This is a genomic window from Streptomyces sp. NPDC004051 (assembly GCF_053604275.1).
The window spans coordinates 627083-653596 of sequence record NZ_JBSGHG010000001.1; the positions used below are offsets into that span (position 1 = coordinate 627083).

Consider the following 26514-nt stretch of genomic DNA (forward strand, 5'->3'; position numbering starts at 1 on the left):
CACGCCCAGGGTGACGGCGACGGCCCGCCACGGTGAACCACCCCACATGGTCCGGATCACATACGAAGCGGCGTCGTAGTCCTCGGCCCGCCTCCGCCCCCCGTCCCCCACCAGCCCCGACCTGCGCGCCCGCCCGTGGACCACATTCCGGCAATGCGCACGAAATGCGACCACAGCTAGTAAACACGGACATTGCGCGACGAACCCCCGGGCTGTTTCTGTGGAGCAGTCGCCAGGCGCCGACGAGCCCCCACGGGCCGCGGCGCCGACGTATGCCCCGCCCCGCACCTCATGCGGTCCGGCACCGGGCTCACGGCGACCGCCCCGTACCCGAAGAAAGGCCCCACGTGTCCGCCGTTTCCATCCTCCGCAGCGTCGCCACCCCGAAGAAGGCCCTCGCCGGTGCCGCCCTCGCCGCCGCGACCTGCGGCACGCTGATCGCCGCCACCCCCGCACAGGCGGCCCCCACGGCCGCGGCCTCGGCCCAGGCGACCGCGCAGCAGATGATCGGTGACTCGGCGCAGTACCAGTGCTTCTCCAACATCGTCCAGCGGGAGAGCGGCTGGAACCCGACCGCCACCAACCCTTCCAGCGGCGCCTACGGCCTGGTCCAGGCCCTGCCCGCCACCAAGATGGCCTCGGCCGGTTCCGACTGGAAGACCAACCCCACCACCCAGATCCAGTGGGGCCTCGGCTACATGAACGAGCGCTACGGCAGCCCCTGCGACGCCTGGGACTTCTGGCAGTCCAACAACTGGTACTGACCCACCCGGCACCAGCCCCCATACCGAAGGCGGCGGCCCCCGATCCCCGGGGCCGCCGCCTTCGCCGTTCGCTCCATGACCTCGGCGCACTCAGCGCTCGAGATCGAGCACCGGCACACCACGCCCCTTGCATGCCTTCGCATCAAAGGCGGCGACGAGGGCGCTCGCCCTGCGGGGCGAACGCCTCCCGGAGCCTGCGTCCCATCGCCGCGCTCTCGTCGTCCGTCACCTCGACGCCGAAGTGCTCGGCGAGGTGGGCCCGCGCCCGCCCGGCCCGTTCCCGGCGCTCGTCCTCGGTCAGCGTCGACTCCGCGTACTCCTGGACAAGTGCTCGGATCGATGTCCCCCGGGACTCCGCGATCACCGCCAACCGGTCCCGCACCTCGGCGGGCACCCGAATCGTCGCATCGGCCATGGGGAGGAGTATGCGCCCACGTATGCACTCCTGCAGCCCTCACAGACGAGGTCGGGCCGGTCAGGCGCGCTCCTTCTCCGGCCGTTCCGGGCTCTCCGCATGGTGTGGGCTCTCCGACCGCTCCGGGCTCGCCGCCTGGTGCGGTACCGCCGGGGGGCCCTCGGCCCCGGGCGGCGGGGGTGTGGTCGTGCGGGCGCGGGGGCCCTGGAGGAGGTGGGTCAGGCCGAAGCCTGCGGCGACGACGAGCGCGCCGCCGGCCGCGTCCAGGATCCAGTGGTTGCCGGTGGCGACGATCGCGGCGGCCGTGAACAGGGGGTGCAGCAGGCCGAGCGCCTTCATCCACAGCTTCGGGGCGATGATCGCTATGACCACGCCGCACCACAGGGACCAGCCGAAGTGCAGGGACGGCATCGCCGCGTACTGGTTGGTGAGGGCGGTGAGGGTGCCGTAGTCCGGCTTGGAGAAGTCCTGGACGCCGTGCACGGTGTCGATGATCCCGAGGTTCGGCATCAGGCGCGGCGGGGCCAGCGGGTAGAGCCAGAAGCCGAGCAGGGCGAGCAGGGTGGCGAAGCCCAGGCTCGCGCGGGCCCAGCGGTAGTCGACCGGGCGGCGCCAGTACAGCAGCCCGAGGACCGTGAGCGGGACGAGGAAGTGGAACGACGTGTAGTAGAAGTCGAAGAAGTGCCGCAGCCAGCCGACCCCCACGACGGCGTGGTTGACCGCGTGCTCGATGTCCAGGTGGAGCACGCGCTCGAGGTCGAGGATCTGCCGGGCGTGCTCCTCCGCGCGCTCCCTGCCGCCGGTCGCCGCGAGCCGCACCTGGGAGTAGGCGGCGTAGGTGACCCGGATCAGCAGCAGTTCCAGCAGCAGGTTGGGGCGGCTCAGGACCCGGCGCAGGAACGGCAGCAGCGGGACGTACCGGAAGCGGGTCGGCACCGGCGGCGCGTACCGGGTCGGGACGGGTGAGTCGAAGTACGGCGAGGTCCGCGACAGGAACGGGATCGCGGTGGCGGCGGCGAGCGCGGCGAGCAGCACCGCGTTGTCGCGGACGGGGTGCAGGACCGCCAGGTTCGGCAGGATCATCCGGGCGGGCAGCGTCATCACCAGGACGACCGCCACCGGCCACAGCAGCCGGTCGGAAGCACGTTTCCCGACGATGCCGACGAGGGCGAGCAGCACCCACAGCAGCTGGTGCTGCCACGCGGTCGGGGAGACGGCGATGGCGGCGCAGCCGGTGATCGCGACCGCGAGCAGCAGCTGGCCGTCGTGGGCGTAGCGGACGGCGCGGCGCAGACCGAGGGTCGCGACGGCCGCGCCGAGCAGCAGGAAGAGCCCGATCTCGAGGGGGCCTTCGAGGCCGAGGCGGAGCAGGGCGCCGTGCAGGGACTGGTTGGCGAGGTCGTCGGCCCGGCCGCCCAGGCCCACCCCCGCCATGTGGTGCACCCAGTAGGTGTACGAGTCCTGCGGCATCGCGGCCCAGGCGAGCGCGGTGCTCGCGGCGAAGGCGGTGCCGGAGGCCGCGGCGGCCCGGCGGCGGCCGGTGAACCACAGCAGCGGGGCGAAGAGCAGCAGGGTGGGCTGGAGGGCGGCGGCGACACCGATCAGCGCCCCGCCGGTCCGCTGCCCGTGGGCGACGAAGCAGCCGAGCAGGACGAGCAGGACGGGGATGATGCTGGTCTGGCCGAGCCACAGCGTGTTGCGCACGGGCAGCGACAGCATGAGCAGGCTGATCGCGACCGGCGCGGCCAGCAGGGCGGTGCGCCGGCCGACCGGGTGCGGCAGGGCGCGGACGGCGACCAGACCGAGGGCGACGACCAGCAGCAGCGTGCCGAAGGTCCACCCCCAGCCCAGGGCCTGTTCGGCGGCTCTGCTGAGCGGTTTGAGGACGAGCCCGCCGAAGGGGGTGCCGGTGAAGCGGGTCGACTCGTAGAGCGGGCCGCCGACCTGCAGCACCCCGTCGTGCCCGAACCAGGTCTCGAGGTCCGTGAGCCGCTCCCCGCGCGGGGTGGCCAGGACGGCGGCGACCTGTCGTACGGCCAGGACGGCGGCGAGCAGCCACAGTCCGAGGCGCACCGTGTGCAGACGTGTCCGGGCACCGTCGACGGTCGTGGCTCCGAACGCCTTCGCCGGTCGCCCCTTGTGTTCCGCGTTCGCCACGCCTCGTCGGCCTCCCGCCCCGTAGGTCCCACACGTCCCGCGCGTGGGGGTACCTCCGCAAACCTTATGAGGCTCGCGCCGCCCCCGGAAGGAGACGCAGGCAACCCCCGCTTCACCTGACGTCCGTCCCGCTGTGGTCCGGCTTCGGCCCTGCCTTCGGCCGGAGGGCCGGGCCGCCCGCGCCCTCCCGGCCGACGGGCGGCCGATCACGCCGGAGCACGAGCCGCGCCACGCCGAGGCGGCGGCCACCCGGGACACCGGCCGGGCGGGCCTGGACGGGACCGTCGAGGTGCGGGTGGCCCGGCGCTGGAGTCGCTGCGCCGGACGTGCTGGCATCCGCGCCGCCCTCGACCTGATCGCCGACCACCCGCGGCTGACCGCTACGGCGGTCCGGACGGTCGGCGGCGAGGGCTACGAGGGCTTCGCGCCGGCGCGGGTGGTGGAGCGGGCGGGTGGGCCCTCGCGGTGCCCGCCGGCCTCACACCTCGTGGTAGAAGCCCACGTTGACGCTGCGCGGGGCGGAGCGGTCCAGGATGACGACCTCGCCGTTGCCGCCCCGGGGCAGCGCGACGCTGCCGCCGTAGGCGACCGGGTGGACCTGCTCGCCGACGGTCAGCCGGACCTCGGAGGACGGCTCGGGCAGCGAGCCGCGCAGCCAGCTCAGGTACCAGGTGCCGTCCTGGGCGCACTGGAACTCCAGATGGACCCTGGACACGAACAGCCAGTCGTCCGGCGTGGAGAGCCGGCACACCGACCTGTCCCGTCCCACCCGCAGCACGGCGCCCGGCTCGCTCGGCGCTTCGGCCATGAGCATGCCGGCCGTGGCCCCCGATTCCTCCGCGGACACGGCGGCCATGGTGAGTTCGAGCACGTGCGCTCCTCCTGAGACGTTCTGGCGGGCCGGGGCCGCCCCCGGTGGCCACGACGGACCGGTGCGGCGACCGTACGACGCGCTCGCTGCCGCCGAATGATAAAACGCCCGGTTCCACCGCGTCTGCCTGGTGGGCACAATGGCCGTATGACCGAGCGAAAGCCGCCGGGCGTCGACTTCGAATCCTGGGTGGACAGGCAGATCCGTGACGCCGAGGCGCGCGGGGAGTTCGAACGGCTGCCGGGGGCGGGCAAGCCGCTGCCCGCCGACATGGAGTCCCCGTACGACGAGCTGTGGTGGGTCAGGCGGAAGCTGGCCCGCGAGGGCCACTCCGTGCTGCCGCCGACGCTGGCCCTGCGCAAGGAGGCCGAGGACGCCCTGGCGGCGGCCTACGCGGCCCCTTCCGAACGGCTCGTCCGGAAGATCATCACGGATGTCAACGTCAAGATCCGCGACATGATGTTCAAGCCCCCGCCCGGCCCCCCGCTGGGCAAGAAGCCGTACGACGTCGAGGACGTCGTACGGCAGTGGCGGGAGCGCCGGGCGGGGAGGGCGGGGGACGGGCCGCAGGGCCCGCCCGCCTGACGGCCCGCCGGTTCCTCGGAACCGGCCCGGTCCGGCCCGGTCCGGTTCGGTCTGGTTCGGTCTGGTTCGGTCAGGTGCGCAGCAGCCGTTCCGCCAGCCCGCGGTAGTCCCGCAGGGCCAGACGCAGCTGCTCGGTGTCGGTTCCGGCACCGGTCGCGGTCCCGGCGCCGGTCGCGGCGGTGTCCGGGCCCTCGCCCCCGTCCGCGGTCCGCCAGGACCGGCTCAGGGTGCGGCGCCGCTCGGTCACCGCGTCGGTGAGGCGGGCGGCGAGTTCCTCCAGCACGTGGTCGGCCTGCTCCACGGAGTCCCGCGGGGCGTCCACGAACCCGGCCACGGCGTGCTGCAACTGCTCGGAGAGCTCGCGCCGGTGGTCGTCCCGGAGGAGACCGGCGCCGTGCACGTCCTCGGGAAGGCCGTCGTGGGTTCCGGGAGCGGTCGTTCGGCCGACCGGGCCGATGGTCGTGGTGGGGGGCGCCTCGCCCGTCGGTGCGTTGCCGGGGCGCCGGGTCGTGTCGGTCGTCTCGCTCATCTCGCTCAGCTCTCCTTCGCCTGTCGCCGGTGGAGCAACGACGGCATGTGGGGGGAGCGGCCGGGTGCGGCCGTCTTCCCGCGGGCGCCGTGCGGGCCGGCGCGGTGGTCTCCGCCGTCGTGGCGGGACGGCCGCACCAGGTCGTCGAAGAGGGCGCGCGCCTCGACCATCGCCTCACGCATCTCCTCGGTGTCCGCACCGCCTTCGTGCGTGCCGTGGGCGCCGTGCGTGCCGTCGGTGCGGGCCTGCGCCACCCGGTGCACCCGCCGGTAGCCGTCGACGTGCCGGGCGTGGTGCACGGAGAGCGCGGCGAGCTGCTCCTCGTACTGTCCGCCGCCGGGGAAGCCCCGGGCGGCGGCGAGGTCGGCGAGCAGCCGGTCCGCCTCGGCGACCGCGTCCCTCGGCGAGTCGACGAACCGCTCCTGCGCGGCCGTCCAGCTCGCCTCGTACCTCTCCCGTTCGGCGTGCTCCAGCGGTCGTGTCCGCAGGTCGCCGTGGAGCCGTACCCGCTCGGCCAGTTCGCGTTCGGCGGCTTCGGCGTCCCCGTCGTGCCGGGCGAGGGCCCGGTCGTACTCGGGTCCGAAGCGCCGCTTCAGGTGCGCGCCGTGGTACGGACCGCGGGCGCGCAGGGTCAGTAGTGCCACCGCGACGACAACGACCGCCACGATCACGATCACGGCAATGATCAGGCCAGTGGACATGGATGCCTTCCCGTGTGTCGGCCAACCGGCGCTCCTCACGCGCCGGTTCACCGAACGGGTAGCCGAAAACCCCGCCCGCAAACAGAGTTGCGCATCCGGTTGCGGAGGAAAGCAGAATGCGGCCATGACGTGGACCGTCCGCCCCGAACTCCCCGACTCCCCCGCCGCTGCCGCGCTCTGGCGGGCGTACTACACCGAGCTCAGCGACCGCTGGTACCTGCTGCACGAGGGACGCCGGACCGACCCGGCGGAGCTGGAGCGCGAGGTCGCCGCCCAGTCGGGTGCCGACCTCGTGCCGCCGCGGGGACACCTGCTGGTCGCGCGGTACGCGGGCGAACCGGCGGGCAGCGCGGGGGTCCGGCTGCTGGACGCCGCGACCGCCGAACTCACCCGGGTCTTCGTCCACGAGGCGATGCGCGGCAGGGGTGGTGCGGCGCTCCTGGTGGGCGCCGCCGAGGAAGCGGCCCGCGCGTCGGGGGCCACCCAGCTGATCCTCGACACGCGTGCGGACCTCGTGGAGGCCCGTGCCCTGTACGCCCGGCTCGGTTTCACCGAGACCGAGCCGCACAACGCGGGGCTGTACGCCGAGCACTGGTTCGCCAAGCACCTCGTATGAGCCCACCCGCCTGCTCCGCCCGCCTGTCCCGCCCTCCTGTCCCGTCCGGACCACCCGGCCGGAACCACCCGGCTCAGCCGACGGGTGTCTCCGGTCGCTCGTCGTGCGGGCCTTCCGGGCTGTCGTCGTGCGGGTCTCCGGTTCGTGGTGCGCCCAGTTCCTCCGTCAGCTCGTGCGCCAGCCGCACCAGGTCGGTCGGCCGGTCCGGCCCCCACCGGTCACCGAGCAGTTCGGCCAGGAACTCCTCCTGCGCCCGCGCCAGCCGCTCCACGACCGCGCACCCGTCGTCGGTCAGGACCAGGCCGGGGCCCTCGCGTGTGACGAGGTGCCGCGCCTCGGCCTGGCGGGCGGCCTCCAGGACGACGGCGGGCGGGAGGGTGCTGCCTCCGGCGAGCAGGGCGGGTTGCACCGGGCCGCGCTCCCTGATCCCCAGCAGCAGCCAGCTCGTCGCGGGCAGCAGGTCGCAGCCCGCGCGGACGGTGGTCGTCCGGTAGATCTCGCGCCGTCCCTCGTGGGTGCCGAGCAGCGACAGCGCGCGGCCCGCCTCGTCGGGGGAGGGCCGTTCCGCCGGCCGGTCGCCCTGCGGCCCGGCGCCGTCGGGCGCGGGGACCGAGGAACGCAGCTTGTCCTCCTTGAGCAGCCAGGCCAGGACGAAGCCGAGGAGGGCGAGGGGGACGGCGTACAGGAAGACGTCCGTGATGGCGGCGGCGTACGCGTGGACGGCCTCGGGGCGCAGGGCGGCCGGCAGGTCCGCCATGCCGCGCGGGTCGGCCTGCAGCGCGTCGACGGAGACGCCGGGCGGGAGCCGCTCGCCGCGGAAGGCGTCGGTGAGCCGGTCACCGAGGCCGCTCGCGAAGATCGTGCCGTAGACGGCGACGCCGAAGGAGGCGCCGATGGAGCGGAAGAAGGTCGAGCCGGAGGTGGCGACGCCCAGGTCCTGGTAGGAGACGGCGTTCTGCACGATCAGCACCAGGACCTGCATGACCAGCCCGAGCCCGAGGCCGAAGACGAGGAAGAAGGCGCTCATCACGGCGGTGGAGCTGTGCTCGTCGAGCTGGTGGAGCAGCAGCAGGCCGACGGTGGTGACGGCGGTGCCCGCGATGGGGAACACCTTCCAGCGGCCGGTGCGGCTGACGATCTGTCCGGAGACGGTCGAGGCCGACAGCGTGCCGAACACCATCGGCAGCATGTACACGCCGGACATGGTCGGGCTCACCCCGTGGACCATCTGGAGGAACGCCGGCAGATAGGTCAGCGCGCCGAACATGGCGAAACCGATGATGAAGCTGATCACGACGGAGAGCGTGAAGGTGCGGATCCGGAACAGCTTCAGCGGCAGTACGGGTTCGGCCGCCCGCCGTTCCACCGCGACGAAGACGACGGCGAGGACGACGCCCAGCACCGCGAGGACGACGACCTGCGGCGAGCCCCAGCCCCAGGTGGTGCCGCCGAGGGAGGCGACCAGGACCAGGCAGGTGGCCACGGAGGCGATGAGGAGGGTGCCGAGGTAGTCGATGACGTGCCGGGTGGATCTGCGCGGGATGTGCAGCACCGTCGCGATCACGGCGAGCGCGACGACCCCGAGGGGCAGGTTGACGTAGAACACCCAGCGCCAGCTCAGATGTTCGGTGAACAGTCCGCCGAGGAGCGGCCCGAGGACACTCGTCGTGCCGAATACCGCGCCGAACATGCCCTGGTACTTGCCGCGTTCACGGGGCGGGACGAGGTCGCCGACGATCGCCATGGACAGCACGACCAGTCCGCCGCCGCCCAGTCCCTGCAGCGCGCGGAAGGCGATCAGCTGGGACATGTCCTGCGCCGCGCCGCACAGCGCGGAGCCCAGCAGGAAGATGAGGATGGCGAGTTGGAACAGCCGCTTGCGGCCGTACTGGTCGCCGAGCTTGCCCCACAACGGGGTGGCCGCGGTCGAGGCCAGCAGATACGCGGTGACCACCCAGGACAGGTGCTCCAGACCGCCCAGTTCGCTGACGATGGTGGGCAGCGCGGTGGCCACGATGGTCTGGTCGAGGGCGGCGAGGAGCAGACCGAGGAGCAGGGCGCTGATCGAGACGACGAGGTTCTTGGGCGCCTGCTCCGGGGGGCCCGCGGCGGAGGGCGGCGGCCCGGCGGCGGGCGGCGGCGGTCCGGAGCCGGCACCGGGTGAGGGCCGTGTCCCGCCCGCCCGCTCCGTCCTGCCGTGCGCGTCCCCGGCCATGGCGACCTCCACAGGTTCTGGTTTCCGGGTCCATCGTGATCGGTATGACCGTTTTTCTCCTGTCGAGCGGCCCGTTGGGCATCCCCGGAAGCCCACGTTCCGGGGGCTTGTGCACCGGGGCGTGGAGAAGATCTGCATAATCTCTGGAGATCGCGAGGGGAGGGACAACGCGTGGATCATCCGACGGGAACCCCGTGCCCGGAGTGCGGTACGCCCAGGAACAGGGACAACACTCCCGCCTGCGCCTGCGGTCCGCGGGCGTCCGACGCCCTCCGCGACGCCCGCACCGCCCAGGCGGCGGCGGTGGAGGACTTCCATCCGCTCCGCATACGCCCATACGTGGAGTTCGACGAGGAAACGCCGGCGACTGCGCCGGATGCCACACCGGGGCACGGCGCCGCGCCCGGGCCCGACGCCGGGGTCGAGCACGCCCCCGAGCCGGAAGCTGGACAAGGGACCGCGCCCTCCGCCCCGGCCGAGGGCCGACCGGTCGCGCCGCCGGCCGCCGACGCGACCGTGCAACTGCGCGCCCTCCCACCGGACGCGGCATCCGCGCCCCCCTCCGCCGCGCCCGAGCCCGGGCCCGAACCCTCGTCCGCGCCCGGCCCCACACCGCTCACCTCGCCGCTCGCTCCGCCCACGACCGAGCCGAACGCCACCGACCTCCACCTGTTCGAGACCACCCGCCCGCTCCGGGCGGTGCCCGCCGCGGCAGGTCCGGCCGCGGGCCCGGTCGCGGACGCCGGGGGGCCCACCCCCCGGAACCGCCGCCGTCGCCGTACCGCGCTGCTCGCGGCCGCCGGGGCCGTCGTGGCGGTGGCGGGGGCCGCCGGGTGGGCGAGCGGGCTGTTCGCGTACGAGGCGCCGTCCCGGGACGGCGCGCTGCCGGACGACGTGCGGGTGAGCGTGCCGGACGCCCCGGCGGCCTCGTCCTCGGCCTCGGCCTCGCCGTCCGAGGGCACGGGCCCGACGGCCTCACCGTCACTCCTGGTGTCGTCCTCGGCCTCGGCGTCCGAGAGCGCGAGCCCCTCGGCGTCGGCCTCGCCCTCGGACTCGGCGTCGGAGGCCGACGCTTCGGCGACCCCGTCGGACACGGCGGAGCCGTCGTCCGCCGCGCCCACCACCGCCCCGGCCGACACCCTCGAGGAGGGGGCGGACGAGGCGGAGCCCGAAGTCCCCGGCGCCGTGCTGCGCCGCGGCGACCGCGGGCCGGAGGTGATCGAACTCCAGCAGCGCCTGCGCCAGTTGCGCCTGTACAACAGCGAGATCCACGGCCGGTTCAACCGCCGGGTGGAGGACGCCCTGCGCACCTACCAGTGGTCCCGGGGCATCAGAGGCGACGAGCTGGGCGTGTACGGACCGGAGACCCGGAGCCGACTGGAGTCGGAGACCCGGCAACCGTAGCCCGGCGGGCCGGGCGCGAGCGTCACGCGCCTACGGCTCCGGTGACGTGCAGCAGCAGCGTCCCGTCCGTCTCGCGCTCGACCCGTACCTGGGTCAGGTCCCGTACCGCCACGTCCGGGGCGTGGAATCCGGCGCGGGGGCCGATCCCGACCACCCGCATCCCGGCCGCGCGCCCCGCGGCGATGCCCGCCCCGGAGTCCTCGAAGACCACGCAGTCGGCGGGGTCGACGCCCAGTTCCGCCGCGCCCTTGAGGAAGCCCTCGGGGTCGGGCTTGCTCGCGCCGACGGACTCGGCGGTCACCCGCACCTCGGGCAGCGCCAGTCCGGCGGCGGCCATCCGGGCCGTGGAGAGGCCGACGTCGGCCGAGGTCACCAGCGCGTGCGGCAGGCCGTCGAGCGAGGCGAGGAAGTCACGGGCGCCCGGTATCTCGACGACGCCCTCGGTGTCCGAGGTCTCCTCGGCGAGCATGCGCGCGTTGTCGGCGTGGTTCTGCGCCATCGGCCTGTTCGGCAGCAGCAGCGCCATCGAGGCGTAGCCCTGCCGGCCGTGCACGACCTTCATGACCTCGTCCCCGTCGAGCCCGTGCCGCTCGGCCCAGCGCCGCCAGACGCGCTCGACCGAGGCGTCCGAGTTGACGAGGGTGCCGTCCATGTCCAGCAGGAGGGCGCGGGCGGTGAGTACGGCGGTGGCCGTCATCGGCAGCTCCAGAGCGCGGGGGTGGGACCGGGCCCGGGTGCGGGCCGGGAGCGGGGACCGGCGGAGACAAGGCGGCCCCGCCCGCCGGTCAGGGAGAACGAGCGGGAGCCACTTTGTTCATCCACGGTACAAAACCCGTCCGGCATCCCGCCACCCCCTCCCCCAACCGTTCACAATTCGTTGGCCCCGCCGTCGCTCCCGCGCCCCTTCACGTTCACGGGGTCCGGGCGCCCCGCACCCGGACCCCGGGCGGCCCTCGGACCGGTCGTCAGCCGGTGACCGCCTCCCACAGGCTCCACACCCCGAGCCCCAGCATCAGCAGCGCCGCGATCCGCGTGATCAGCTTCAGCGGCACCCGCTTCATCAGTGCCTTCCCGCCGACGATGCCCAGTCCGGCCACCGCCCACAGCGCGAGCACCGCGCCCAGGCCGACGGAGAGCGGGTCGTCGTACCGGGCGGCGAGGTTGGCCGTCATGATCTGGGTGAGATCGCCGAACTCGGCGACCAGGATGAGCATGAAGCCCGCCCCGGAGACCTTCCAGAAGGACTGGTTCTCCGGCTTGCGGATCTCCTCCTCGTCCTCGTCCTTCCTGAACAGCAGCACCGCCGCACCGCCCAGGAAGAGCGCGCCCGTGATCGCGCTCACGACCTGCTGCGGCAGCAGGGTGAGCACGCTCCCCGCCGCCACCGCGAGCGCGACGTGCACCGCGAAGGCGGCGGCGACGCCGGCGAAGACGTAGGAGGCCCGGTAACGGGTGCCGAGGACGAGGCCGGCGAGCGCGGTCTTGTCCGGCAGTTCGGCCAGGAAGACGACGCCGAAGACGACGGCCGTGACGGTCAGGTTGATCAACGGTTCCTCGATCGGTCGGGGCTGCCCCACCGAGAGTGCTGTGCGTTCGCGGACACCTCGGCGCGGCAGCACACGTGGTGCCCGCGCCGAGGGGCACGGGTGGTGCACTGCTTGCCGAAGGTCTCGCCGGCCGGCCCCTGCGGGACCTGCCTCCGGGCGCCGGCTCAGACGGTTCTGAGCAGTATGTCGACGGTCCGGCGAAGGGCTACTCCCCCTCTGCGCCGTCCATGGTACGCGAGGCTCCGCGGACCGTCTGTGGGCGCGGACACATCACACCCGCACCACATCCGCACCGCCCCGACCCTGGACATGTCATGGTCGCGTCATTAACTTCTCACCCGACCCACCCCTCCCCGTAACACCGCGGGCCGAGCATTCCCCTGCTCGCACTTCAACGGACCCGCCCCACAGAGGAGTTCGCACATGCCGAAGCTCTACGCGCGTCGACGGCTGAGCATAGTCGCGGCGCTCACCGGACTCATCGCCTCCGCCGGGATGCTCAACGCGACGAGCGCCTCCGCCGCCCTCCCCACCCCGGTCAGCGCCTCCACCGCCCGCACCTACCTCGCCTCGCTGCCCGTCGCCGCGGAGGTCCGCACCGGCTACAACCGCGACCTCTTCCCCCACTGGATCACCGTCAGCGGCACCTGCAACACCCGCGAGACGGTCCTCAAGCGCGACGGCGCCAACGTCGTCACCGACTCCTCCTGCGCGGCCACCAGCGGCAGTTGGTACTCCCCGTACGACGGCGCCACCTGGACCGCCGCCTCCGACGTCGACATCGACCACCTCGTCCCGCTCGCCGAGGCCTGGGACTCCGGCGCCCGGAACTGGACCACCGCCCAGCGCCAGGCCTTCGCCAACGACCTGACCCGTCCGCAGCTGCTCGCGGTCACGGACAACGTCAACCAGTCCAAGGGCGACAAGGACCCCGCGGAGTGGATGCCGTCCCGCACCGCCTACCGCTGCACCTATGCGCGCGCCTGGGTCCAGGTGAAGTACTACTACGGCCTGTCGGTCGACTCGACCGAGAAGTCCGCCCTCCAGGGGTACCTCGCGAGCTGCTGAGCACCGGTTTCCCCCACCGGCCTCCGTCGCTGCGTACCGTACGGGGCGACGGAGGAAGGTGACGCCATGACCGCACTGCGCCTCGGACCGCTGCTGAGGTACGTCGACGGCTCGTCCGCGACCGTCTGGGTCGAGACGAGCCGGCCGGGTACCGCCGAGGTGCGCTGCGCGGACGGGTCCGGCGGGACGGCCCGCACCTTCCAGGTCGCGGGCCACCACTACGCGCTGGTCGAGGTGACCGGCCTGACCCCGGGCACGGCGACGCCGTACGAGGTGTTCCTCGACGACGGACGGGTGTGGCCGCTGCCCGGGGAGGAGCCCTTCCGGTCCCTCCCGCCCTCCGTCATCGCCACCCCCGCTCCCGCCTCCGACCCCACAGCCGACACCGGCCCCGGCCTGCGCGTCGCCTTCGGCTCCTGCCACTGGGCGGCCCCGCCCACCGGCGAGCACGACCCCGTCGGCCCCGACGCGCTGCACGCCCTGGCCACCCGCGTCGCGGCCGACCCGGCCGGGGAGCGGCCCGACGTACTGCTCCTCCTGGGCGACCAGGTGTACGCCGACGAGACCTCCGAGGCGACCCGCGCGTACCTCGCCGCCCGCCGCGGCCTCGACGCCCCCCCGGGCGCCGAGGTGGCGGACTACGAGGAGTACACCCACCTCTACGACGAGTCCTGGCTCGACCCCCCGGTGCGCTGGCTGCTGTCCACCGTCCCCACCTGCATGATCTTCGACGACCACGACATCGCCGACGACTGGAACACCTCCGCCTCCTGGGTCGCCGACATGCGCGCCACCTCCTGGTGGGGGGAGCGGGTGCGCAGCGGCCTGATGTCGTACTGGGTGTACCAGCACCTGGGCAACCTCTCCCCGCGTGAGCTGGCGGCGGACCCCCTGTACGCGTCCGTCCGGGAGAACCCCGACGGTACGGAGGCGCTGCGGGCCTTCGCCGCCGAGGCCGAGGCGGACCCGGCCTCCACCCGCTGGAGCTACCGGCGCGACTTCGGCCGGGTGCGGCTGCTGATGGTGGACAGCAGGGCGGCCCGCGTCCTGACGGAGGGCGAGCGCTCGATGCTCGACCCGGGCGAGGCCGCATGGCTGCGCGACCGGGTACGGGACGGGCGCGGTTCGTACGACCACCTCCTCATCGGCACCTCCCTGCCCTGGCTGCTGCCGCACCTGGTGCACGACGTCGAGGCGTGGAGTTCCGTGCTGTGCCGGGGCGACAAGGGCCCCCGGTGGGCACGGTTCGGGGAACGGCTGCGGCGCGCGGCGGACCTGGAGCACTGGGCGGCGTTCCCGGAGTCCTTCGGGGAGCTGGCGGAGCTGATCGCCGAGGCCGGCACGGGGCCGGACGCCCCGGCGACGGTGTCCGTGCTCTCCGGCGATGTGCACCACGCCTACACGGCCGAGCCGAGCTGGCCGGGGCGGGAGCCGGACGCCCGGGTGACGCAGCTGACCTGTTCCCCCGTGCACAACTCCATTCCCCCGTCGATCCGGTGGGGTTTCCGCTTCGGCTGGAGCGCCGCCGCCCGCGCCCTGGGCCGCGTCTTCGCCCGGCACGGGGGAGCGGGGAGGCCGCCGGTCGCGTGGCGCAGGACGGGCGGGCCGTGGTTCGGCAACCAGCTCATGACGCTGACCATGCGGGGACGTTCGGCGGTGCTGCGACTGGACCAGGCCCACACGGAGAAGCCGCGGGAGACAAGGCCGGAGACCGGAAGCGGACGGCGGACGGGGGCGCGGCTGAGGACGGTGACGGAGGTCCGGCTGAGCGATCAGCGGGGGAAAGCAGTCAGGTGACGCCTCGTCAGCTCCAGTGATGTGACTGCGAGTTCACTGCGGGACGACCGTGACGCGAACCTGATCGAACTCGTCGGCGGCAGCCGGGGCGGAAGCCGACGGAGCAGGTCCCGGTCGCCGCCTGACGGTCCGGCAGTCCGGAACACCGACTCCGGGCACCGGGCACATGAACCTCCCGTGACCTTTCCGTCACATCCCCGGCGTAGGCTCGTAGGCTGTCAAGGCCACCCCTGCCGCTCCCCCGCGCCAACGCGGCACGGTCTGGCCCACGGGGGAGCCAGGGGAGTTCGGGTGGAGAGTTTCGGGTCGCTGGTCGGCAGTCCATGGGTCTATGCGGTGGTGGCCCTCTCGGTGCTGCTCGACGTGTTCCTGCCGGTGCTGCCGAGCGGGGTCCTGGTGATCACGGCGGCCACGGCCGCCGCCGCGGGCACCGCGACCGACGTGCCCGACATCCTGGCGCTGATCCTCTGCGCCGCCACCGCCTCAGTCCTGGGCGACCTGGTCGCCTGGCGTCTCGCCTGGCGCGGCGGCGCCCGTCTGGACCGGGCGATCGCCCGGTCGCGCCGGCTGACCGGCGCGCAGGAACGTCTCGGTTCGGCGCTGGCCCGGGGCGGCGGCGGCCTGGTCGTCCTCGCCCGTTTCGCCCCGGCGGGCCGCTCGCTGGTCTCGCTCGGCGCCGGCGCCGCCCGCCGCCGGGCCCGCGACTTCCTGCCCTGGTCGGCACTGGCGGGCCTGTCCTGGGCCGCCTACAGCGTGGCCCTCGGCTACTTCGGCGCCCACTGGCTGGGCGCGTCCTGGCTCGGCACCGCGGTGTCGGTCGCCGCGCTGTTCGCGGCGGGCGCGGGAGCGACCTACCTGGTGCGCCGGCACCCGGTACCGGTGGAGGCCTCGTAGGGGCGGAGCGGCCGGGGCGTCGCGGTGGGCCGGAGCCGCCCGCTCACCCCGCCTCTCGCGCCGCGCCCGCGCCGCGCACCTCCAGGCCGTCCAGCAGTTCGGCCGTGGCCTCGGCGATCGCCTCCACGGCCCGGTCGAAGACCTCGCGGTTGTGGGCGGCCGGCGCCCGGAAGCCGGACACCTTCCGCACGTACTGCAGGGCGGCGGCCCGGATCTCGTCCTCGGTGGCCTCCTCGGGCAGGGCGGGCGGACGCAGGGTCTTGATACTCCGGCACATGCCCCCAGTCTCTCCCCGCCGGGCCCCTGCGGGCTACGAGGGCGGACCGCCGGAGGGCATCGAACGGGGTCCCCGTGAGGGCGCCGCCGTCCGCAGCACAGCGAGAAGGGCCTCCGGAACGTCTCCGGAGGCCCTTGATCGCCATGCGGTGGGCGCGGACGGTTTCGAACCGCCGACATCCTGCTTGTAAGGCAGGCGCTCTACCCCTGAGCTACGCACCCGGGACCCGGACGCACCGCCCAGGCCGAACCGACAGCCTACATGGCCCGGGGCGCGGTCCGGCACACCCCTGCTCCGGCGACGGAAGCTCCACGGTCCGTACGACGAACCGACCGACCCGTGTGTTCGCTCTCCACCGGTGGGACAATGGCACCGGCAGGGCGAACGACAGTACGGGAGAGGGATGTGACGGCGACACCAGGGCAGCCGTACTCGCCGTCGGGACCACGCGTGCACCGCACGCGTGGTGTTCTGTCTCCTCCCTCGTGGCCACGCCCTCGCACGGTGCGCCTCCGCCGGGCGACCGGTCCGCTCCGGGACACGTTCGCCCTGATGACCCTGCCGCTGGTGGCGGCGCCGGTGCTGGCCGCCGCGTTCGCCGGCGGCGGCACCCGGCGCTGGTTCGGCGGGCGGGCCGAGAACCAGCGGGCCGAGGCGCAGGCCGCCAAGGACGCGGCGGCGGCCGCGTTCTACGAGCTCGACACCGCCCAGCGGGACCTGCGGATCTCCATCGAGACGATCACCGCCGTCGACAGCTCCCCCGCCGCCCGGCGGGCCGTCGCCGACTTCGAGGCGCTCGGCCGCCGTATCGACGAGGCCAGCCACCAGTACATCGACGCCGTCGACGCCCATGACCTGGACTGCGACGACCTGGAGGCCTCGGCCGCCTCCCGGGCCCGCGCCGAGCTGACCGCCGCCAAGGACGAGCTCGACCGGGTCAAGCGGGAACTGGACCGCTTCACCGACGGGCTGGGTCCCCTCCTCGGCAAGGCCGAGACCCAGCTGGCCCGGCTCGCGCCCGCCGTGGAGCGGGCCCGGCAGGCCCTGCTCGCCGCGTCGAACGCGCTGGACACCGCCCGCGGGTCGGGGCTGCGGGCCGACGACCTCGCCGCCCGGCTCGCCGCGCTCTCCCCGGAGCTGACCAAGCTGAACCAGGGCGCCGGGCAGCACGGTGTGCCGGGGACCCTGGAGCGGGCCGAGCAGGTCACCCGCCGGGCCGAGGCCGTCCGCGCGGAGGCCGAGCGGCTGCCGGAGCGGGCCGCCGAGACCGACCGCCGGCTGGTCTCCCTGCGGACCCGCGCCCAAGCCCTCACCACCCGGTCCGCGCAGGTGGAACCGGTCCTCAGCGAGCTGCGCCGCCGCTTCACCATCGCCTGCTGGCAGGACCTGCAGCGCGTCCCCGAGGTGGCCGCGGAGAACCTGCGCCAGGCCGAGGGCAGGCTCGCCGAGGCGAGAACCGCGCGCGAGGAGCAGCGCTGGGCGGACGCGACCGCCCTGCTGTCGACGGTGCGGGCGCTGTTGAACACGACCGACGAGGCGGTGTCCGCCGCCGGTGACCGGCTGCACCGGCTGAACGCCGTGCAGAAGGACCCCGAGCAGGAGATCGAACGCACCCGTTTCGCCATCCGGGACGCCCAGCGCCTGGCCATGGCCGGCCGCCACACCCCGGACCCGCGCCACGCCCACCCGCTGGACGCCGCCGTGGCCCGCCTGGACCGGGCCGTCGACTCCCTCGAGGGCCGTCACCCCGACTACTGGCACTTCCTGACGGAGACGGAGGCGGTCCGCGAGTCGGTGGCACAGGTGGTGGCCCTGATCCGCGAGGAGCGCGGCGGCTCCGCCGGCTGACCGGCACGTCGCTCCGGCGGCCCGCTCCCCCGCCACGAACCGGGGCGGCCGGTTAGCCTGTGCGCATGCCTCGTTATGAGTACCGCTGCCGGACCTGCGGCGACACCTTCGAACTGAGCCGTCCCATGGCGGAGTCCGCCGCCCCGGCCGACTGTCCGTCGGGACACGACGACACGGTGAAGCTCCTGTCCACGGTCGCCGTGGGAGGCACCGCCTCCGCCCCGGCCGCCGCGCCCCGCGCGGGCGGGGGCGGCGGGGGCGGAGGCTGCTGCGGCGGGGGCTGCTGCGGCTGACTGCCCCGGCCGCTCCCCGGTCACCGGCGGGGACCCCGTCCTCGGCGGGGTCCCCGCCGGTGCCGTCAGCGCGGTGTGCGGGCCGTGTGCAGGAACTCCCGCAGGATGCGTTCGCCGGCCAGCACCCCGCGCTCGGGCAGTGCCGTGATCCCGGGGGCCGTCCAGCCGACGTCGGCCAGTTCGCCGTGGCCGGGTCGCCAGCCCCGGTCGGCGGCGAGCAGCAGGTCGGCGTCGAGGAGGGAGTCGCCGGCCGTGAGGGTGAGCTCGGCGCCGGTGCGGCGGGCGACCTCGCGCACGGCCGCGCTCTTGGTGAGCGGCTTCGGCACGGCGTAGATCTTGCGGCCCTGCAGGGAGACCGTCCAGCCCCGGTTCTCCGCCCACACGGCGAGTTCCTTCACCCACCCCTCGTCCAGCAGCCGGCGCTCGACGACGAGGTAGGCGAAGAGGTCCTCGGCGACCCGGTGCTTGAGGGTCCAGGCCGGTTCGGCGGTCCGCAGCAGGTGGTCCTGCACCTCGGAGAGCGGGGCGCACTCGGCGGCGAGGCGGGTGGTCACCCGGGCGTGCCAGTCGGGGTCGGAGACGCCGTCGACCAGGAGGTGGCCGCCGTTGGCGCAGATGGCGTAGGCCGGCGGGGGGCCGGGGAGGCTGATGCGCCCGTACTGCTCGCGGGTGCGGGTGGTCGTCGGCACGAACACCGCGCTGCCACCGAGTTCGGTGAGCAGTCCGGCCGCCGTCTCCGTCATGAAGGACAGCGGGCGGCTCTCGTAGACCTCCACGCACAGCAGGCGGGGCGCCTCGGCGTCGGGCCCGGCCAGGGCGAGGGCGCCGTTGGAGTAGATGAGCGTGCGGTCGAGGTCACTGGCGACGAGGACGGACATCAGCGGGTCACCGCCTTGCCGTCGGCGCCGGTCGCGCCGCGCGTGTAGCGGGGGTGGATCAGCCCGACGCAGGTGTACGGGAGCCCGTCGACCTCCTCGACGGGGACGCCCCGCTGTTCGGCCAGCAGCCGGACGTGGTCGAGGTCGCTGCCCGCCCCGGCCCGCGCCAGTATCTTCCAGGGCACCCGGCGCAGCAGCACCCGGGTGGTCTCGCCGACGCCGGGCTTGACCAGGTTCACGTCGTGGATGCCGTACTCCTCGCTGATGCGTTCGACGGCGGCCCAGCCCTCCCAGGTGGGGGTGCGGTCGGTGGCGAGCAGTTCCTTGGCCTGGGCGCAGGCGGCGTCCGTGACCTCGGGGAAGCGGGCGGAGACGGCGTCCAGGAAGGCCGCCGAGGCGTCCGCGCCGGCGAGCTCGCGGTAGAACTTGGCGCCGTGGAAGTCGTCCGGGCCGACCAGGTCGGCGCGGAGCACGGTGCGTGAGACGAGGCCGGAGACGGTCGAGTTGAGGCAGGCGGAGGGGATCAGGTAGTCCTCGCGGGTGCCGTAGGTCCGTACGCAGGAGCCGGGGTCGGCCAGCACCGCGATCTCCGGGTCGAAGCCGGTGACGCCGTGGGTCTCCTCGAACTTCTCGACGGCCTGGGCGAGTTCACGGGTGATGGCGCCCTTGCCGGTCCAGCCGTCGACGAAGACGACGTCCCGGGGGTCGTGGTGGTCGGCCAGCCAGCGCAGCGCGTTGGCGTCGATGCCGCGGCCGCGGACGATGGAGACGGCGTAGTGCGGGAGGTCGAGCTGGTGCCGGTGCCGGGCCCAGCGGCGCATCAGGATGCCGACGGGGGTGCCGGCGCGGGCCAGGGAGACCAGGACCGGGCGGGGGGACCTCTCGGCGAGCACCGTCTCGGTGACCACGCCGACCGCGTGGGCGAGGCGGGCCGCCGAGGTCTTGAGGGCCGCGTGGAACAGCTGCTGGTACTGCTCGCTCGGCTGGTACTCGACGGGCAGCGACTCGGCGTAGTGCGCGCCGCCGCTCTGGATGGCCTCCTCGCGCTCCTCGGTCGGCGCCTCCAGGGTGACGTCCGAGAGGTCCTGGAGCAGCCAGCCGACCTCCTCGGGCGCGTATGAGGAGAAGGCGGGGCCGCGGAGGGGCTCGGGCAGCATGGAGGCGGGCCTTTCGAGGGCGTCGGGTCCGGCGGGTGTGTCGGGTCCGGCGGGTCCGGCGGGTCCGTGGGAGGGCGCGGGGACGTACGACGGTATGACCGCGAGGAGGACCTGCGGGGTGTGTGCGGCGAGCTCGGCCAGCAGACCGCCGGGCGCGTGCAGCGCGGGGGTGTCGGCGGCCGAGTCGACGACCGCGACCACGGTGTCGAAGCCGGCGCCCGCGACGTTGTAGGCGTAGCGCTCGCCGGGGCCGTCGGCGGGGTCGTCGTGGGCGGGGAAGACCAGCCGGGTGCGTATCGCGTAGCCGGGGTCGTCGACGGCGAGGACGGGTGAGCGGGTGGTGGTCGAGAAGCGCACCTCGACGCCCCTCTGTTCCAGCGCGTGGGCGAGGCGGAGCGGGGCGTACATCAGCTCCTCGAAGCCGAGGACGAGCACGCGGTGCGCGCCGTCGGGGAGCGCCGCTGCGAGGCGGGCCGCCATGTCGGGCAGTGCGCTCTCCAGGCGGGCGCGGTGCGCGGGGGTGAAGCCGTGGCGTCCGCCGTCGGGGAGGCCGGAAGGCCAGCCCAGCTCCACCCGCGTGGGCGCGTGGCCCGGGTGCGGACCGCCCTGGGGCGATCGCCCGGTTCCCGACGGCGCCGCGGTCGACCGACCGCCCCCCGTGGCACTCCCGTGGCGCGCCACCAGCTCCTGGCCCTTCTCCAGGACGCCCTTTGGCAACCGCACCGTGCCCGAGGCGGTCGTCACCAGGTCGATGCGCGCCCCGATCTCGCGGGCGAACTCGTCCAGCCGCCCGGCGTCGGCGGGCGAGCGCATGTCGACCAGGGCGACCACGACGTACCGCGTCCGCGGGTACCGCGCCTGCAGAGCGCGCACGGTGTTCAGCACCGTGTTGCCCGTGGAGAACTCGTCGTCGACCAGGACCAGCGGCCCGTCCCCGGCCAGCAGCCCGGGGTCCTCGGGGAGCAGCAGGTGGGAGGTCGCGTGCGAGTGGGACTCCTCGAAGCCCCCGGCCGTGGCCGTCCCCGCGACCGGGCGGCGGGTGGAGTGCAGGCAGGGGGCGACGCCCAGACCGTCGGCGACCGAGTGGCCGAGGCCGGTCGCGGTCTCCGCGTACCCGAGGACCACGGCCCGGTGGGCCTGGCCGCCCAGCAGGTCGCGTACCCGGCGGCCGAGGGCGACACCGTGGCCGTACACGACGGACGGCGGGCTGGGTACGTGCTTGCCGAGGACGTTGGACACCAGCAGGTGGGCCCGTTTGGGGTTGCGGCGCAGGGCCAGACCGAGCAGCCCGGTCAGCCGGTCGTCGCCGGCCAGTTCGACGCCGAGCCGCTCCGCGACCCAGCTCCCGGACCAGACGTCCTCGCCGGCCGGCGCCCCGTCGCGCGCCTCACGGCGCACTGCCTCGTTCACTGCCTTCTCACTGCCTTCTCACTGCCTTCGCTACGAGGGAACTCTTGCCGTCGCTGCGGTGGGTCGCCGCGGTACGTCGCTCCGGTACGTCACTCCGCCAGGCCGGCCGCGAGCAGCTCCACGAACCCGATGTCCTCGTTGGCCACGCCGAAGACCTCGGCGCGCAGCAGGGTCCGCTCGGCCCAGGCGCGGTGCGGCTTCACCTCGTTCATCTTGTTCGTGTACGCCGACCTCAGGACGCCCCCGCCGTCGCGTTCCGGCCGGAGGATGTCCTGCGCGTCGCTGTACTCCTCGTGGCTGACCACGGACAGCGCGTGCACGGGCAGCACGTGCGAAGGGTGGATGCAGGTCTTGCCCTGCAGTCCGTTGGCCCGGTCGAGGGAGATCTCCCGCAGCAGGCCGTCCATGGCGTGCTCGATCAGTGTCGCGCGCAGTTCCACGGCCTGTACCTCCAGGAAGGGGCTCTGCCGCAGTTGTGGCTTGAACATGCGCTCCTGGGCCCGGAAGTACTCCCAGACCGGTCCCGTCACGGTGAATCCGGTGCCGTCGGCGCGGCCGAGCATGTTCACCACGTCGGCGATCACGGAGGCGACGATCTGGATGTCGTAGGCGGTCATGTCGGGGGCGCGGCGCAGCCCGTACGGGGAGCAGAAGTCGGTCACGCCGAGACGCAGGGCCAGGACCCGGTCGCGGTACTTGTCGACCGCGCGGAGGATGCCTTCGAGGGTCTCCACGCGTGTCTCGCGGTAGAGCAGTTCCGGCGACTCCAGTACCGGCATGGCGAAGAGGCGGTGCCCGCTCTCGGCCTCGGCGAGGGCGAGGGCCTCCAGGAAGGGCACGCCGCGTTCCTCGGTGAACTTCGGCAGGACGAATCCGGACAGCAGCGGGAGGGCGGGGCCGAGACGCCGGACCAGGTCCGGTATCTGCTCGGGGGTCCGGACCCGGACGAACAGCAGCGGCAGATCGGCCGCCGGCCGGGTCGCCAGGTCGGCGAACTGGCGGACGAGGTTCCCCTCGCCGGCGATCACGTCCTCGTCGCCGATGGAGTCCTCCAGGCACAGCACCATCGAGACCACGCCGCGTCCCGCCTGCTTGACCACGTCGTCGGCGAGCCGGGGGCGGGTCGCGGGGCTGTACAGCGTGGCGCCGAGGGCCGTGGAGAGCAGGTGGGCCGGTGACTCCTGCGTGAACACGCCCGGCTCCCGGTGGAAGAGACGTTTCCTCACCGCCGGGGCGATCTGTCCGAAGTGACGCATTGAACTCCCCCGTGGCCGTTGGGCGTGCTGTGGAATGTCGGAAGGTGGCCGGTAATAGTACGTACGGAACGATGTCGGCGGTTCCCGCCCGGTGTGAACTCCGGGTGTCCCGGCCGTGTCGTTCCCATGCCGTCTCGCTACCCCCGCATTGTCGTGGCCAGGACGGAGAGGGCAGGATGACCGCATGACGCACGCCATGCTGAAGGGGTCGAACGTCCCGCTCCAAGCCACCACGGTACGCGCCGTCCTGCGCTGGTCCCCGGGGCAGGGTGTACCGGACGTGGACGCGTCCGCGCTGCTCCTGGGGCCCGACGACCGGGTGCGCTCGGACGAGGACTTCGTCTTCTACAACCAGCCCCGGCACCCGTCCGGCACGGTGTGGCGGCTCGGCAAGAAGCCGGTCGCCGAGGGTCTGACCGACACGATCCAGACAGACCTCGACGGGGTCGAGGAGGACGTGGGGCGGATCCTGCTGGTGGCGTCGGCGGACGGCGTCGCCTTCGACCAGGTGCACACGCTGCGCATCCTGCTGTTCGACGCACAGGCGCCCGACGCGGAGCCGCTGGCGTACTTCGACGTCAAACCGGAGACGGGCCAGGAGACGGCGCTGATCTGCGGTGAGCTGTACCGGCGCGGGGAGGGCTGGAAGTTCCGGGCGCTCGGTGAGGGCTACTCGAACGGGCTGAAGGGCCTGGCGACGGACTTCGGCATCTCGGTGGACGAGTCGGAGGCGGCGCAGGACCCCTCGGCCGCCGACCCCGACCGGCCGGACACGTCCGCCTCGACCGGCGCCCCGGCCCCTCCCGACGCGCTGACCCAGCCGCAGGCCCCGGCCGCGGCGGACCTGTCCGGGCCGCTGCCGCCCGAGCAGCCGGCGGGGGTGCCGGCCCAGCCCGCGTACGGGTATCCGCCGCAGCAGCCCCCGGCCGCACAGCCGGCGTACGGCTACCCGCAGACGACCGGTCGGCCCGCCTACGGCTACCCGCAGACCTCGCCCGCGGCCGCGGCGGGGGCGCCGTCCGGCTACGGCTACCCGCCGCCCGCTCCCGGCGTCCCCGACCCCGACTTCCGCCTGCCCCCGCAGGGGCCGCAGTTCATCGGGCGGTAGGCCCCGGCCCGGGACTCGGGCCCCGGTCCGGGCGGGGCCCTAGCGGTCCGCCTTCGACTTGAAGCCGCGGCCCCACTGCAGGCCCCACCCGTACAGCCGGTCGAGCTCCGCCTGGAAGCCGTAGACGAACTTCACCTCGCGGTGGACCACGATCTCGCCCTTGACGTTCTCGATCATCACCACCGCGCAGGAGCGGGCCTGCGGATGGCGCTCGTCCAGGCCGATCTCGATCCGCGGGCCGCTGCTCGGGAACAGCGTGACGACGGCGTGCGTGCGGTCGAAGGCGGGCGTCTGGTCGTAGATGTACGCGAAGACCAGCAGGCGTTTGATGTGCTCACGCTGGTCCAGGTTGACGTAGATCGTCTCACCGGATCCCGAGCCGAACCGGTCGTCGCCGCTGAGCTTGACGTACGGCGGCGCGTTGACGTCGCCGAGGAGGCCGCCGAGCGGCTGGACCACGCCCTTGGTGCCGTCCTGGAGTTCGTACAGGCAGCCCAGGTCCAGGTCGACGTTGACCATGCTCTGGCTGTGGGCGACGACCTCCGGGGGTTTGAGCGCCTTGAGCGGGTGCCGCAGCAGGCTCTCCCGCTGGGAGCCGCCCAGGTCGGAGGTCCGCATCCGCCAGCTCAGGTTGATCCGCAGGTGGCCGTTGGCCGCGCCCTGTTTGGTCAGGGACACCCGCGCATACCGTTTGGTCAGCTCGATGGCGTTGGTGGCCGCGTTGCCCGAGTCGAAGGCCGTCTCTTTCCCGCGCCACAGTCCGTCCAGAAAGCCCATTCCCGCCCCAAGTCCGCTCGTGTGCCCCCGCCCGGCCCCGCTTGCCGTGCCGTCCCGCTGCCGCGCCGTCCCCGCAACGGCCGACGGGGCGGCCCCGAGGAGTGGTTCCTCGACGACCGCCCCGAACAGAGCGTTCCTCACCCGGAGGGCTGTCACACCCCGGACGAGACCTCGGTCTTCTCCGGAGTCCCCCCGGCCGCCGCGATCGCCTTGTTGCGGCGCACGGAGGACCAGAAGGAGGCACCGATCAGGACGACACCGATCAGGCCGGTGATGATCTCGTTGATCTCGTACTGGATCGTGATGAGCAGCAGGGCGGCGAGCGCGCCGATGGCGTAGTGCGCGCCGTGCTCCAGGTAGACGTACTCGTCGAGGGTGCCCTGGCGGACCAGGTAGACCGTCAGCGAACGGACGTACATGGCGCCGATGCCGAGGCCCAGGGCCATCAGCACGATGTCGTTGGTGATGGCGAAGGCGCCGATCACGCCGTCGAAGGAGAAGGAGGCGTCCAGGACCTCGAGGTAGAGGAACATGAAGAACGCGGCCTTGCCGGCCATCGCGACCGCGGTGCGGGGCTTCCCTTCGCGCGCGGCCTTCTCCTCCGCCTCGTGCTCGCGCTCCTCCTCCTCTTCGAGCTTGTCCTCGAAGTAGCCGGAGAGCCCGCCCACGATCATGTAGGTGATCAGACCCCCGATACCGGCGAGGAGGACGGTCTCCGCCTTGTCGACGTGCATGCCGCCGTGCTGGTAGGCGTTGGCCCCGACGGTCACGGAGGCGATCAGCAGGACGATCAGCGCGACGCAGACCGACAGCATGTCGACCTTGCCGAGCTTGGAGAGGGGGCGTTCGATCCAGGTCAGCCACTTGATCTCCCGTTCCTCGAACACGAAGTCCAGGAAGATCATCAGCAGGAACATGCCACCGAACGCGGCGATCGACGGGTGGGCGTCGGTGACGAGCTGCTGGTACTGGTCCTTGTCGTCGAAGGCGAGCTTGACCGCCTCGATCGGACCGAGCTGGGCACTGAGGGCGACGATCACGACGGGGAAGACCAGCCGCATACCGAAGACGGCGATCAGAATGCCGATGGTGAGGAAGATCTTCTGCCAGAAGGCATTCATCTTCTTCAGGATCCCGGCGTTGACCACCGCGTTGTCGAAGGACAGCGAGATCTCGAGGATCGACAGGATCGCCACGATGCCGAAGGCGGTCCACCCCCCGAAAAGGATCGCTGCGACCAGACCGAGCGCGGTGACCGCGAACGACCAGCCGAAGGTTTTCAGAACCACTGGCTACCCCATCATGTGTGGGGGGCTCCCCCCGGACGATCTCCGGAGGAGACTCTCCCCGCTGCCGAAGTCGGCTTTACGAAACATTGACTCCGAAGTCTAGAGCGATGCCCCGCAACCCGGACGCGTACCCCTGTCCCACCGCCCTGAACTTCCACTCGCCCTGATAGCGGTAGAGTTCGCCGAAGATCATCGCGGTTTCGGTGGAGGCGTCCTCCGACAAGTCGTACCGGGCGAGTTCCTGCCCGTCCGCCTGGTTGACGACACGGATGAAGGCGTTGCTGACCTGGCCGAAAGCCTGGCCGCGGTCGTCGGCCAGATGAATGGAGACCGGGAAGACGATCTTGTCGCACCGGGCCGGCACCTTGGAGAGGTCGACCAGCAGGGACTCGTCGTCGCCGTCGCCCTCGCCGGTGAGGTTGTCCCCGGTGTGCTGCACCGAGCCGTCCGGGCTCGTGAGCTGGTTGTAGAAGACGAACCACTCGTCCCCCATGACCCGGCCGTCACTGCACACCAGTGCGCTGGCGTCGAGGTCGAAGGGGGCTCCGGTGGTGGAGCGCGCGTCCCAGCCGAGCCCGATCATCACCTGTGTGAGGTTCGGTGCGGCCTTGGACAGGGAGACGTTGCCTCCCTTGGCAAGCGTGACACCCATGATGCT

The 26514-nt window shown here is 73.2% G+C and carries 25 protein-coding genes and 1 tRNA gene; 10 read left to right on the forward strand and 16 right to left on the reverse strand.

The genetic code is table 11. The annotated features are described in order from the left end of the window. Positions 1 to 347 precede the first annotated feature (347 nt). Positions 348 to 764, forward strand: a complete 417-nt coding sequence (locus tag ACWEQO_RS02940; protein WP_361448167.1) for an aggregation-promoting factor C-terminal-like domain-containing protein — start codon at positions 348 to 350, stop codon at positions 762 to 764. A 142-nt stretch (positions 765 to 906) separates the two neighbouring features. Here ACWEQO_RS02940 and ACWEQO_RS02945 read toward each other — a convergent pair whose 3' ends face one another. The 3 genes from ACWEQO_RS02945 to ACWEQO_RS02955 form a co-directional block, all read right to left on the reverse strand. Further along, complete coding sequence (locus ACWEQO_RS02945) at positions 907 to 1179, reverse strand: hypothetical protein (protein ID WP_361448164.1); 273 nt, start codon at positions 1177 to 1179, stop codon at positions 907 to 909. A gap of 60 nt (positions 1180 to 1239) precedes the next feature. Continuing rightward, positions 1240 to 3336 carry a bifunctional glycosyltransferase 87/phosphatase PAP2 family protein gene (locus tag ACWEQO_RS02950; protein ID WP_452978219.1) on the reverse strand — a complete coding sequence of 699 codons (2097 nt, stop codon included), beginning with the start codon at positions 3334 to 3336 and terminating at the stop codon, positions 1240 to 1242. Positions 3337 to 3814: 478 nt separating this feature from the next. Further along, the gene (locus ACWEQO_RS02955; RefSeq protein WP_361448158.1) at positions 3815 to 4207 is read right to left on the reverse strand and encodes an FHA domain-containing protein; all 393 of its coding nucleotides are present in this window, start codon (positions 4205 to 4207) and stop codon (positions 3815 to 3817) included. A 147-nt stretch (positions 4208 to 4354) separates the two neighbouring features. Between ACWEQO_RS02955 and ACWEQO_RS02960 the strand changes: the two genes are divergently transcribed. Next, positions 4355 to 4792 (forward strand): DnaJ family domain-containing protein, encoded by a 438-nt coding sequence (locus tag ACWEQO_RS02960; RefSeq protein WP_452978222.1) that lies wholly within the window; start codon positions 4355 to 4357, stop codon positions 4790 to 4792. Between the two features lie 70 nt (positions 4793 to 4862). Here the strand turns inward: ACWEQO_RS02960 and ACWEQO_RS02965 are convergent, their stop codons facing one another. Further along, a complete protein-coding gene (locus tag ACWEQO_RS02965) occupies positions 4863 to 5321 on the reverse strand; it encodes a hypothetical protein (protein WP_452978225.1) in 459 nt (152 codons plus the stop codon). A gap of 5 nt (positions 5322 to 5326) precedes the next feature. Then, positions 5327 to 6022, reverse strand: coding sequence for a hypothetical protein (locus ACWEQO_RS02970; RefSeq protein WP_452978228.1), 696 nt, complete (start codon positions 6020 to 6022; stop codon positions 5327 to 5329). 124 nt (positions 6023 to 6146) lie between these two features. On the opposite strand from ACWEQO_RS02970, the gene ACWEQO_RS02975 reads away from it, so the two are divergent. Further along, positions 6147 to 6638 carry a GNAT family N-acetyltransferase gene (locus tag ACWEQO_RS02975; protein WP_452978230.1) on the forward strand — a complete coding sequence of 164 codons (492 nt, stop codon included), beginning with the start codon at positions 6147 to 6149 and terminating at the stop codon, positions 6636 to 6638. A 73-nt stretch (positions 6639 to 6711) separates the two neighbouring features. Here ACWEQO_RS02975 and ACWEQO_RS02980 read toward each other — a convergent pair whose 3' ends face one another. Continuing rightward, on the reverse strand, positions 6712 to 8853 hold the full coding sequence (locus ACWEQO_RS02980; protein WP_452978233.1) for a DHA2 family efflux MFS transporter permease subunit: 2142 nt from the start codon (positions 8851 to 8853) through the stop codon (positions 6712 to 6714). 171 nt (positions 8854 to 9024) lie between these two features. Here ACWEQO_RS02980 and ACWEQO_RS02985 point away from each other — a divergent pair, with 171 nt between their 5' ends. Next, positions 9025 to 10257, forward strand: a complete 1233-nt coding sequence (locus ACWEQO_RS02985) for a peptidoglycan-binding protein (protein ID WP_452978236.1) — start codon at positions 9025 to 9027, stop codon at positions 10255 to 10257. Positions 10258 to 10279: 22 nt separating this feature from the next. Here the strand turns inward: ACWEQO_RS02985 and ACWEQO_RS02990 are convergent, their stop codons facing one another. Together ACWEQO_RS02990 and ACWEQO_RS02995 are read right to left on the reverse strand one after the other, a co-directional pair. Then, on the reverse strand, positions 10280 to 10954 hold the full coding sequence (locus tag ACWEQO_RS02990; protein WP_452978239.1) for an HAD-IA family hydrolase: 675 nt from the start codon (positions 10952 to 10954) through the stop codon (positions 10280 to 10282). A gap of 268 nt (positions 10955 to 11222) precedes the next feature. Further along, the gene (locus ACWEQO_RS02995; RefSeq protein WP_452978484.1) at positions 11223 to 11804 is read right to left on the reverse strand and encodes a TMEM165/GDT1 family protein; all 582 of its coding nucleotides are present in this window, start codon (positions 11802 to 11804) and stop codon (positions 11223 to 11225) included. A gap of 423 nt (positions 11805 to 12227) precedes the next feature. Here ACWEQO_RS02995 and ACWEQO_RS03000 point away from each other — a divergent pair, with 423 nt between their 5' ends. The 3 genes from ACWEQO_RS03000 (at position 12228) to ACWEQO_RS03010 (ending at position 15563) form a co-directional block, all read left to right on the forward strand. After that, entirely contained in the window at positions 12228 to 12872 is a 645-nt protein-coding gene (locus ACWEQO_RS03000) for an HNH endonuclease family protein (RefSeq protein WP_452978242.1), read from the forward strand. Between the two features lie 66 nt (positions 12873 to 12938). After that, the gene (locus tag ACWEQO_RS03005) at positions 12939 to 14669 is read left to right on the forward strand and encodes an alkaline phosphatase D family protein (RefSeq protein ID WP_452978245.1); all 1731 of its coding nucleotides are present in this window, start codon (positions 12939 to 12941) and stop codon (positions 14667 to 14669) included. 291 nt (positions 14670 to 14960) lie between these two features. After that, complete coding sequence (locus ACWEQO_RS03010) at positions 14961 to 15563, forward strand: DedA family protein (RefSeq protein ID WP_361448131.1); 603 nt, start codon at positions 14961 to 14963, stop codon at positions 15561 to 15563. Positions 15564 to 15606: 43 nt separating this feature from the next. Here the strand turns inward: ACWEQO_RS03010 and ACWEQO_RS03015 are convergent, their stop codons facing one another. Both ACWEQO_RS03015 and ACWEQO_RS03020 read right to left on the reverse strand, forming a co-directional pair. Beyond that, positions 15607 to 15840: a DUF2277 domain-containing protein gene (locus ACWEQO_RS03015; protein ID WP_361448128.1), complete on the reverse strand. Its 234-nt coding sequence runs from the start codon at positions 15838 to 15840 to the stop codon at positions 15607 to 15609. Between the two features lie 149 nt (positions 15841 to 15989). After that, positions 15990 to 16061 (reverse strand) — tRNA-Val (locus ACWEQO_RS03020). A gap of 184 nt (positions 16062 to 16245) precedes the next feature. Here ACWEQO_RS03020 and ACWEQO_RS03025 point away from each other — a divergent pair. Both ACWEQO_RS03025 and ACWEQO_RS03030 read left to right on the forward strand, forming a co-directional pair. After that, a complete protein-coding gene (locus tag ACWEQO_RS03025) occupies positions 16246 to 17688 on the forward strand; it encodes a hypothetical protein (protein WP_452978248.1) in 1443 nt (480 codons plus the stop codon). Positions 17689 to 17753: 65 nt separating this feature from the next. Beyond that, the gene (locus ACWEQO_RS03030) at positions 17754 to 17981 is read left to right on the forward strand and encodes an FmdB family zinc ribbon protein (protein ID WP_361448122.1); all 228 of its coding nucleotides are present in this window, start codon (positions 17754 to 17756) and stop codon (positions 17979 to 17981) included. A 65-nt stretch (positions 17982 to 18046) separates the two neighbouring features. Here ACWEQO_RS03030 and ACWEQO_RS03035 read toward each other — a convergent pair whose 3' ends face one another. The 3 genes from ACWEQO_RS03035 to ACWEQO_RS03045 all read right to left on the reverse strand — a co-directional run bounded on the left by ACWEQO_RS03035 (position 18047) and on the right by ACWEQO_RS03045 (position 22682). Then, positions 18047 to 18859 (reverse strand): HAD family hydrolase, encoded by an 813-nt coding sequence (locus ACWEQO_RS03035; RefSeq protein ID WP_452978251.1) that lies wholly within the window; start codon positions 18857 to 18859, stop codon positions 18047 to 18049. Then, positions 18859 to 21426 (reverse strand): phosphoribosyltransferase, encoded by a 2568-nt coding sequence (locus ACWEQO_RS03040; RefSeq protein ID WP_452978254.1) that lies wholly within the window; start codon positions 21424 to 21426, stop codon positions 18859 to 18861. Before ACWEQO_RS03040 ends, ACWEQO_RS03035 begins: the two co-directional genes overlap by 1 nt. An 89-nt stretch (positions 21427 to 21515) precedes the next feature. Continuing rightward, complete coding sequence (locus tag ACWEQO_RS03045) at positions 21516 to 22682, reverse strand: HpcH/HpaI aldolase/citrate lyase family protein (RefSeq protein WP_452978257.1); 1167 nt, start codon at positions 22680 to 22682, stop codon at positions 21516 to 21518. 184 nt (positions 22683 to 22866) lie between these two features. Here ACWEQO_RS03045 and ACWEQO_RS03050 point away from each other — a divergent pair, with 184 nt between their 5' ends. Continuing rightward, positions 22867 to 23790: a TerD family protein gene (locus ACWEQO_RS03050; RefSeq protein WP_361448110.1), complete on the forward strand. Its 924-nt coding sequence runs from the start codon at positions 22867 to 22869 to the stop codon at positions 23788 to 23790. Between the two features lie 39 nt (positions 23791 to 23829). Here ACWEQO_RS03050 and ACWEQO_RS03055 read toward each other — a convergent pair whose 3' ends face one another. The 3 genes from ACWEQO_RS03055 to ACWEQO_RS03065 form a co-directional block, all read right to left on the reverse strand. Continuing rightward, entirely contained in the window at positions 23830 to 24567 is a 738-nt protein-coding gene (locus tag ACWEQO_RS03055; RefSeq protein WP_361448107.1) for a TerD family protein, read from the reverse strand. 152 nt (positions 24568 to 24719) lie between these two features. Further along, positions 24720 to 25856 (reverse strand): DUF475 domain-containing protein, encoded by a 1137-nt coding sequence (locus ACWEQO_RS03060; RefSeq protein WP_361448104.1) that lies wholly within the window; start codon positions 25854 to 25856, stop codon positions 24720 to 24722. Positions 25857 to 25932: 76 nt separating this feature from the next. Beyond that, positions 25933 to 26508 (reverse strand): TerD family protein, encoded by a 576-nt coding sequence (locus tag ACWEQO_RS03065; RefSeq protein ID WP_361448101.1) that lies wholly within the window; start codon positions 26506 to 26508, stop codon positions 25933 to 25935. Positions 26509 to 26514: the final 6 nt, after the last annotated feature.

Bases quoted from the DNA above. Each gene is read 5' to 3' on its own strand.
- ACWEQO_RS02945 (WP_361448164.1), bottom strand. From the start codon at position 1,179: ATGGCCGATGCGACGATTCGGGTGCCCGCCGAGGTGCGGGACCGGTTG.
- ACWEQO_RS03045 (WP_452978257.1), bottom strand. From the start codon at position 22,682: ATGCGTCACTTCGGACAGATCGCCCCGGCGGTGAGGAAACGTCTCTTC.
- ACWEQO_RS03000 (WP_452978242.1), top strand. From the start codon at position 12,228: ATGCCGAAGCTCTACGCGCGTCGACGGCTGAGCATAGTCGCGGCGCTC.
- ACWEQO_RS02965 (WP_452978225.1), bottom strand. From the start codon at position 5,321: ATGAGCGAGACGACCGACACGACCCGGCGCCCCGGCAACGCACCGACG.
- ACWEQO_RS03005 (WP_452978245.1), top strand. From the start codon at position 12,939: ATGACCGCACTGCGCCTCGGACCGCTGCTGAGGTACGTCGACGGCTCG.
- ACWEQO_RS02980 (WP_452978233.1), bottom strand. From the start codon at position 8,853: ATGGCCGGGGACGCGCACGGCAGGACGGAGCGGGCGGGCGGGACACGG.
- ACWEQO_RS03055 (WP_361448107.1), bottom strand. From the start codon at position 24,567: ATGGGCTTTCTGGACGGACTGTGGCGCGGGAAAGAGACGGCCTTCGAC.
- ACWEQO_RS02970 (WP_452978228.1), bottom strand. From the start codon at position 6,022: ATGTCCACTGGCCTGATCATTGCCGTGATCGTGATCGTGGCGGTCGTT.
- ACWEQO_RS03030 (WP_361448122.1), top strand. From the start codon at position 17,754: ATGCCTCGTTATGAGTACCGCTGCCGGACCTGCGGCGACACCTTCGAA.
- ACWEQO_RS03015 (WP_361448128.1), bottom strand. From the start codon at position 15,840: ATGTGCCGGAGTATCAAGACCCTGCGTCCGCCCGCCCTGCCCGAGGAG.
- ACWEQO_RS02975 (WP_452978230.1), top strand. From the start codon at position 6,147: ATGACGTGGACCGTCCGCCCCGAACTCCCCGACTCCCCCGCCGCTGCC.
- ACWEQO_RS03050 (WP_361448110.1), top strand. From the start codon at position 22,867: ATGACGCACGCCATGCTGAAGGGGTCGAACGTCCCGCTCCAAGCCACC.
- ACWEQO_RS02990 (WP_452978239.1), bottom strand. From the start codon at position 10,954: ATGACGGCCACCGCCGTACTCACCGCCCGCGCCCTCCTGCTGGACATG.
- ACWEQO_RS02960 (WP_452978222.1), top strand. From the start codon at position 4,355: ATGACCGAGCGAAAGCCGCCGGGCGTCGACTTCGAATCCTGGGTGGAC.
- ACWEQO_RS03035 (WP_452978251.1), bottom strand. From the start codon at position 18,859: ATGTCCGTCCTCGTCGCCAGTGACCTCGACCGCACGCTCATCTACTCC.
- ACWEQO_RS03065 (WP_361448101.1), bottom strand. From the start codon at position 26,508: ATGGGTGTCACGCTTGCCAAGGGAGGCAACGTCTCCCTGTCCAAGGCC.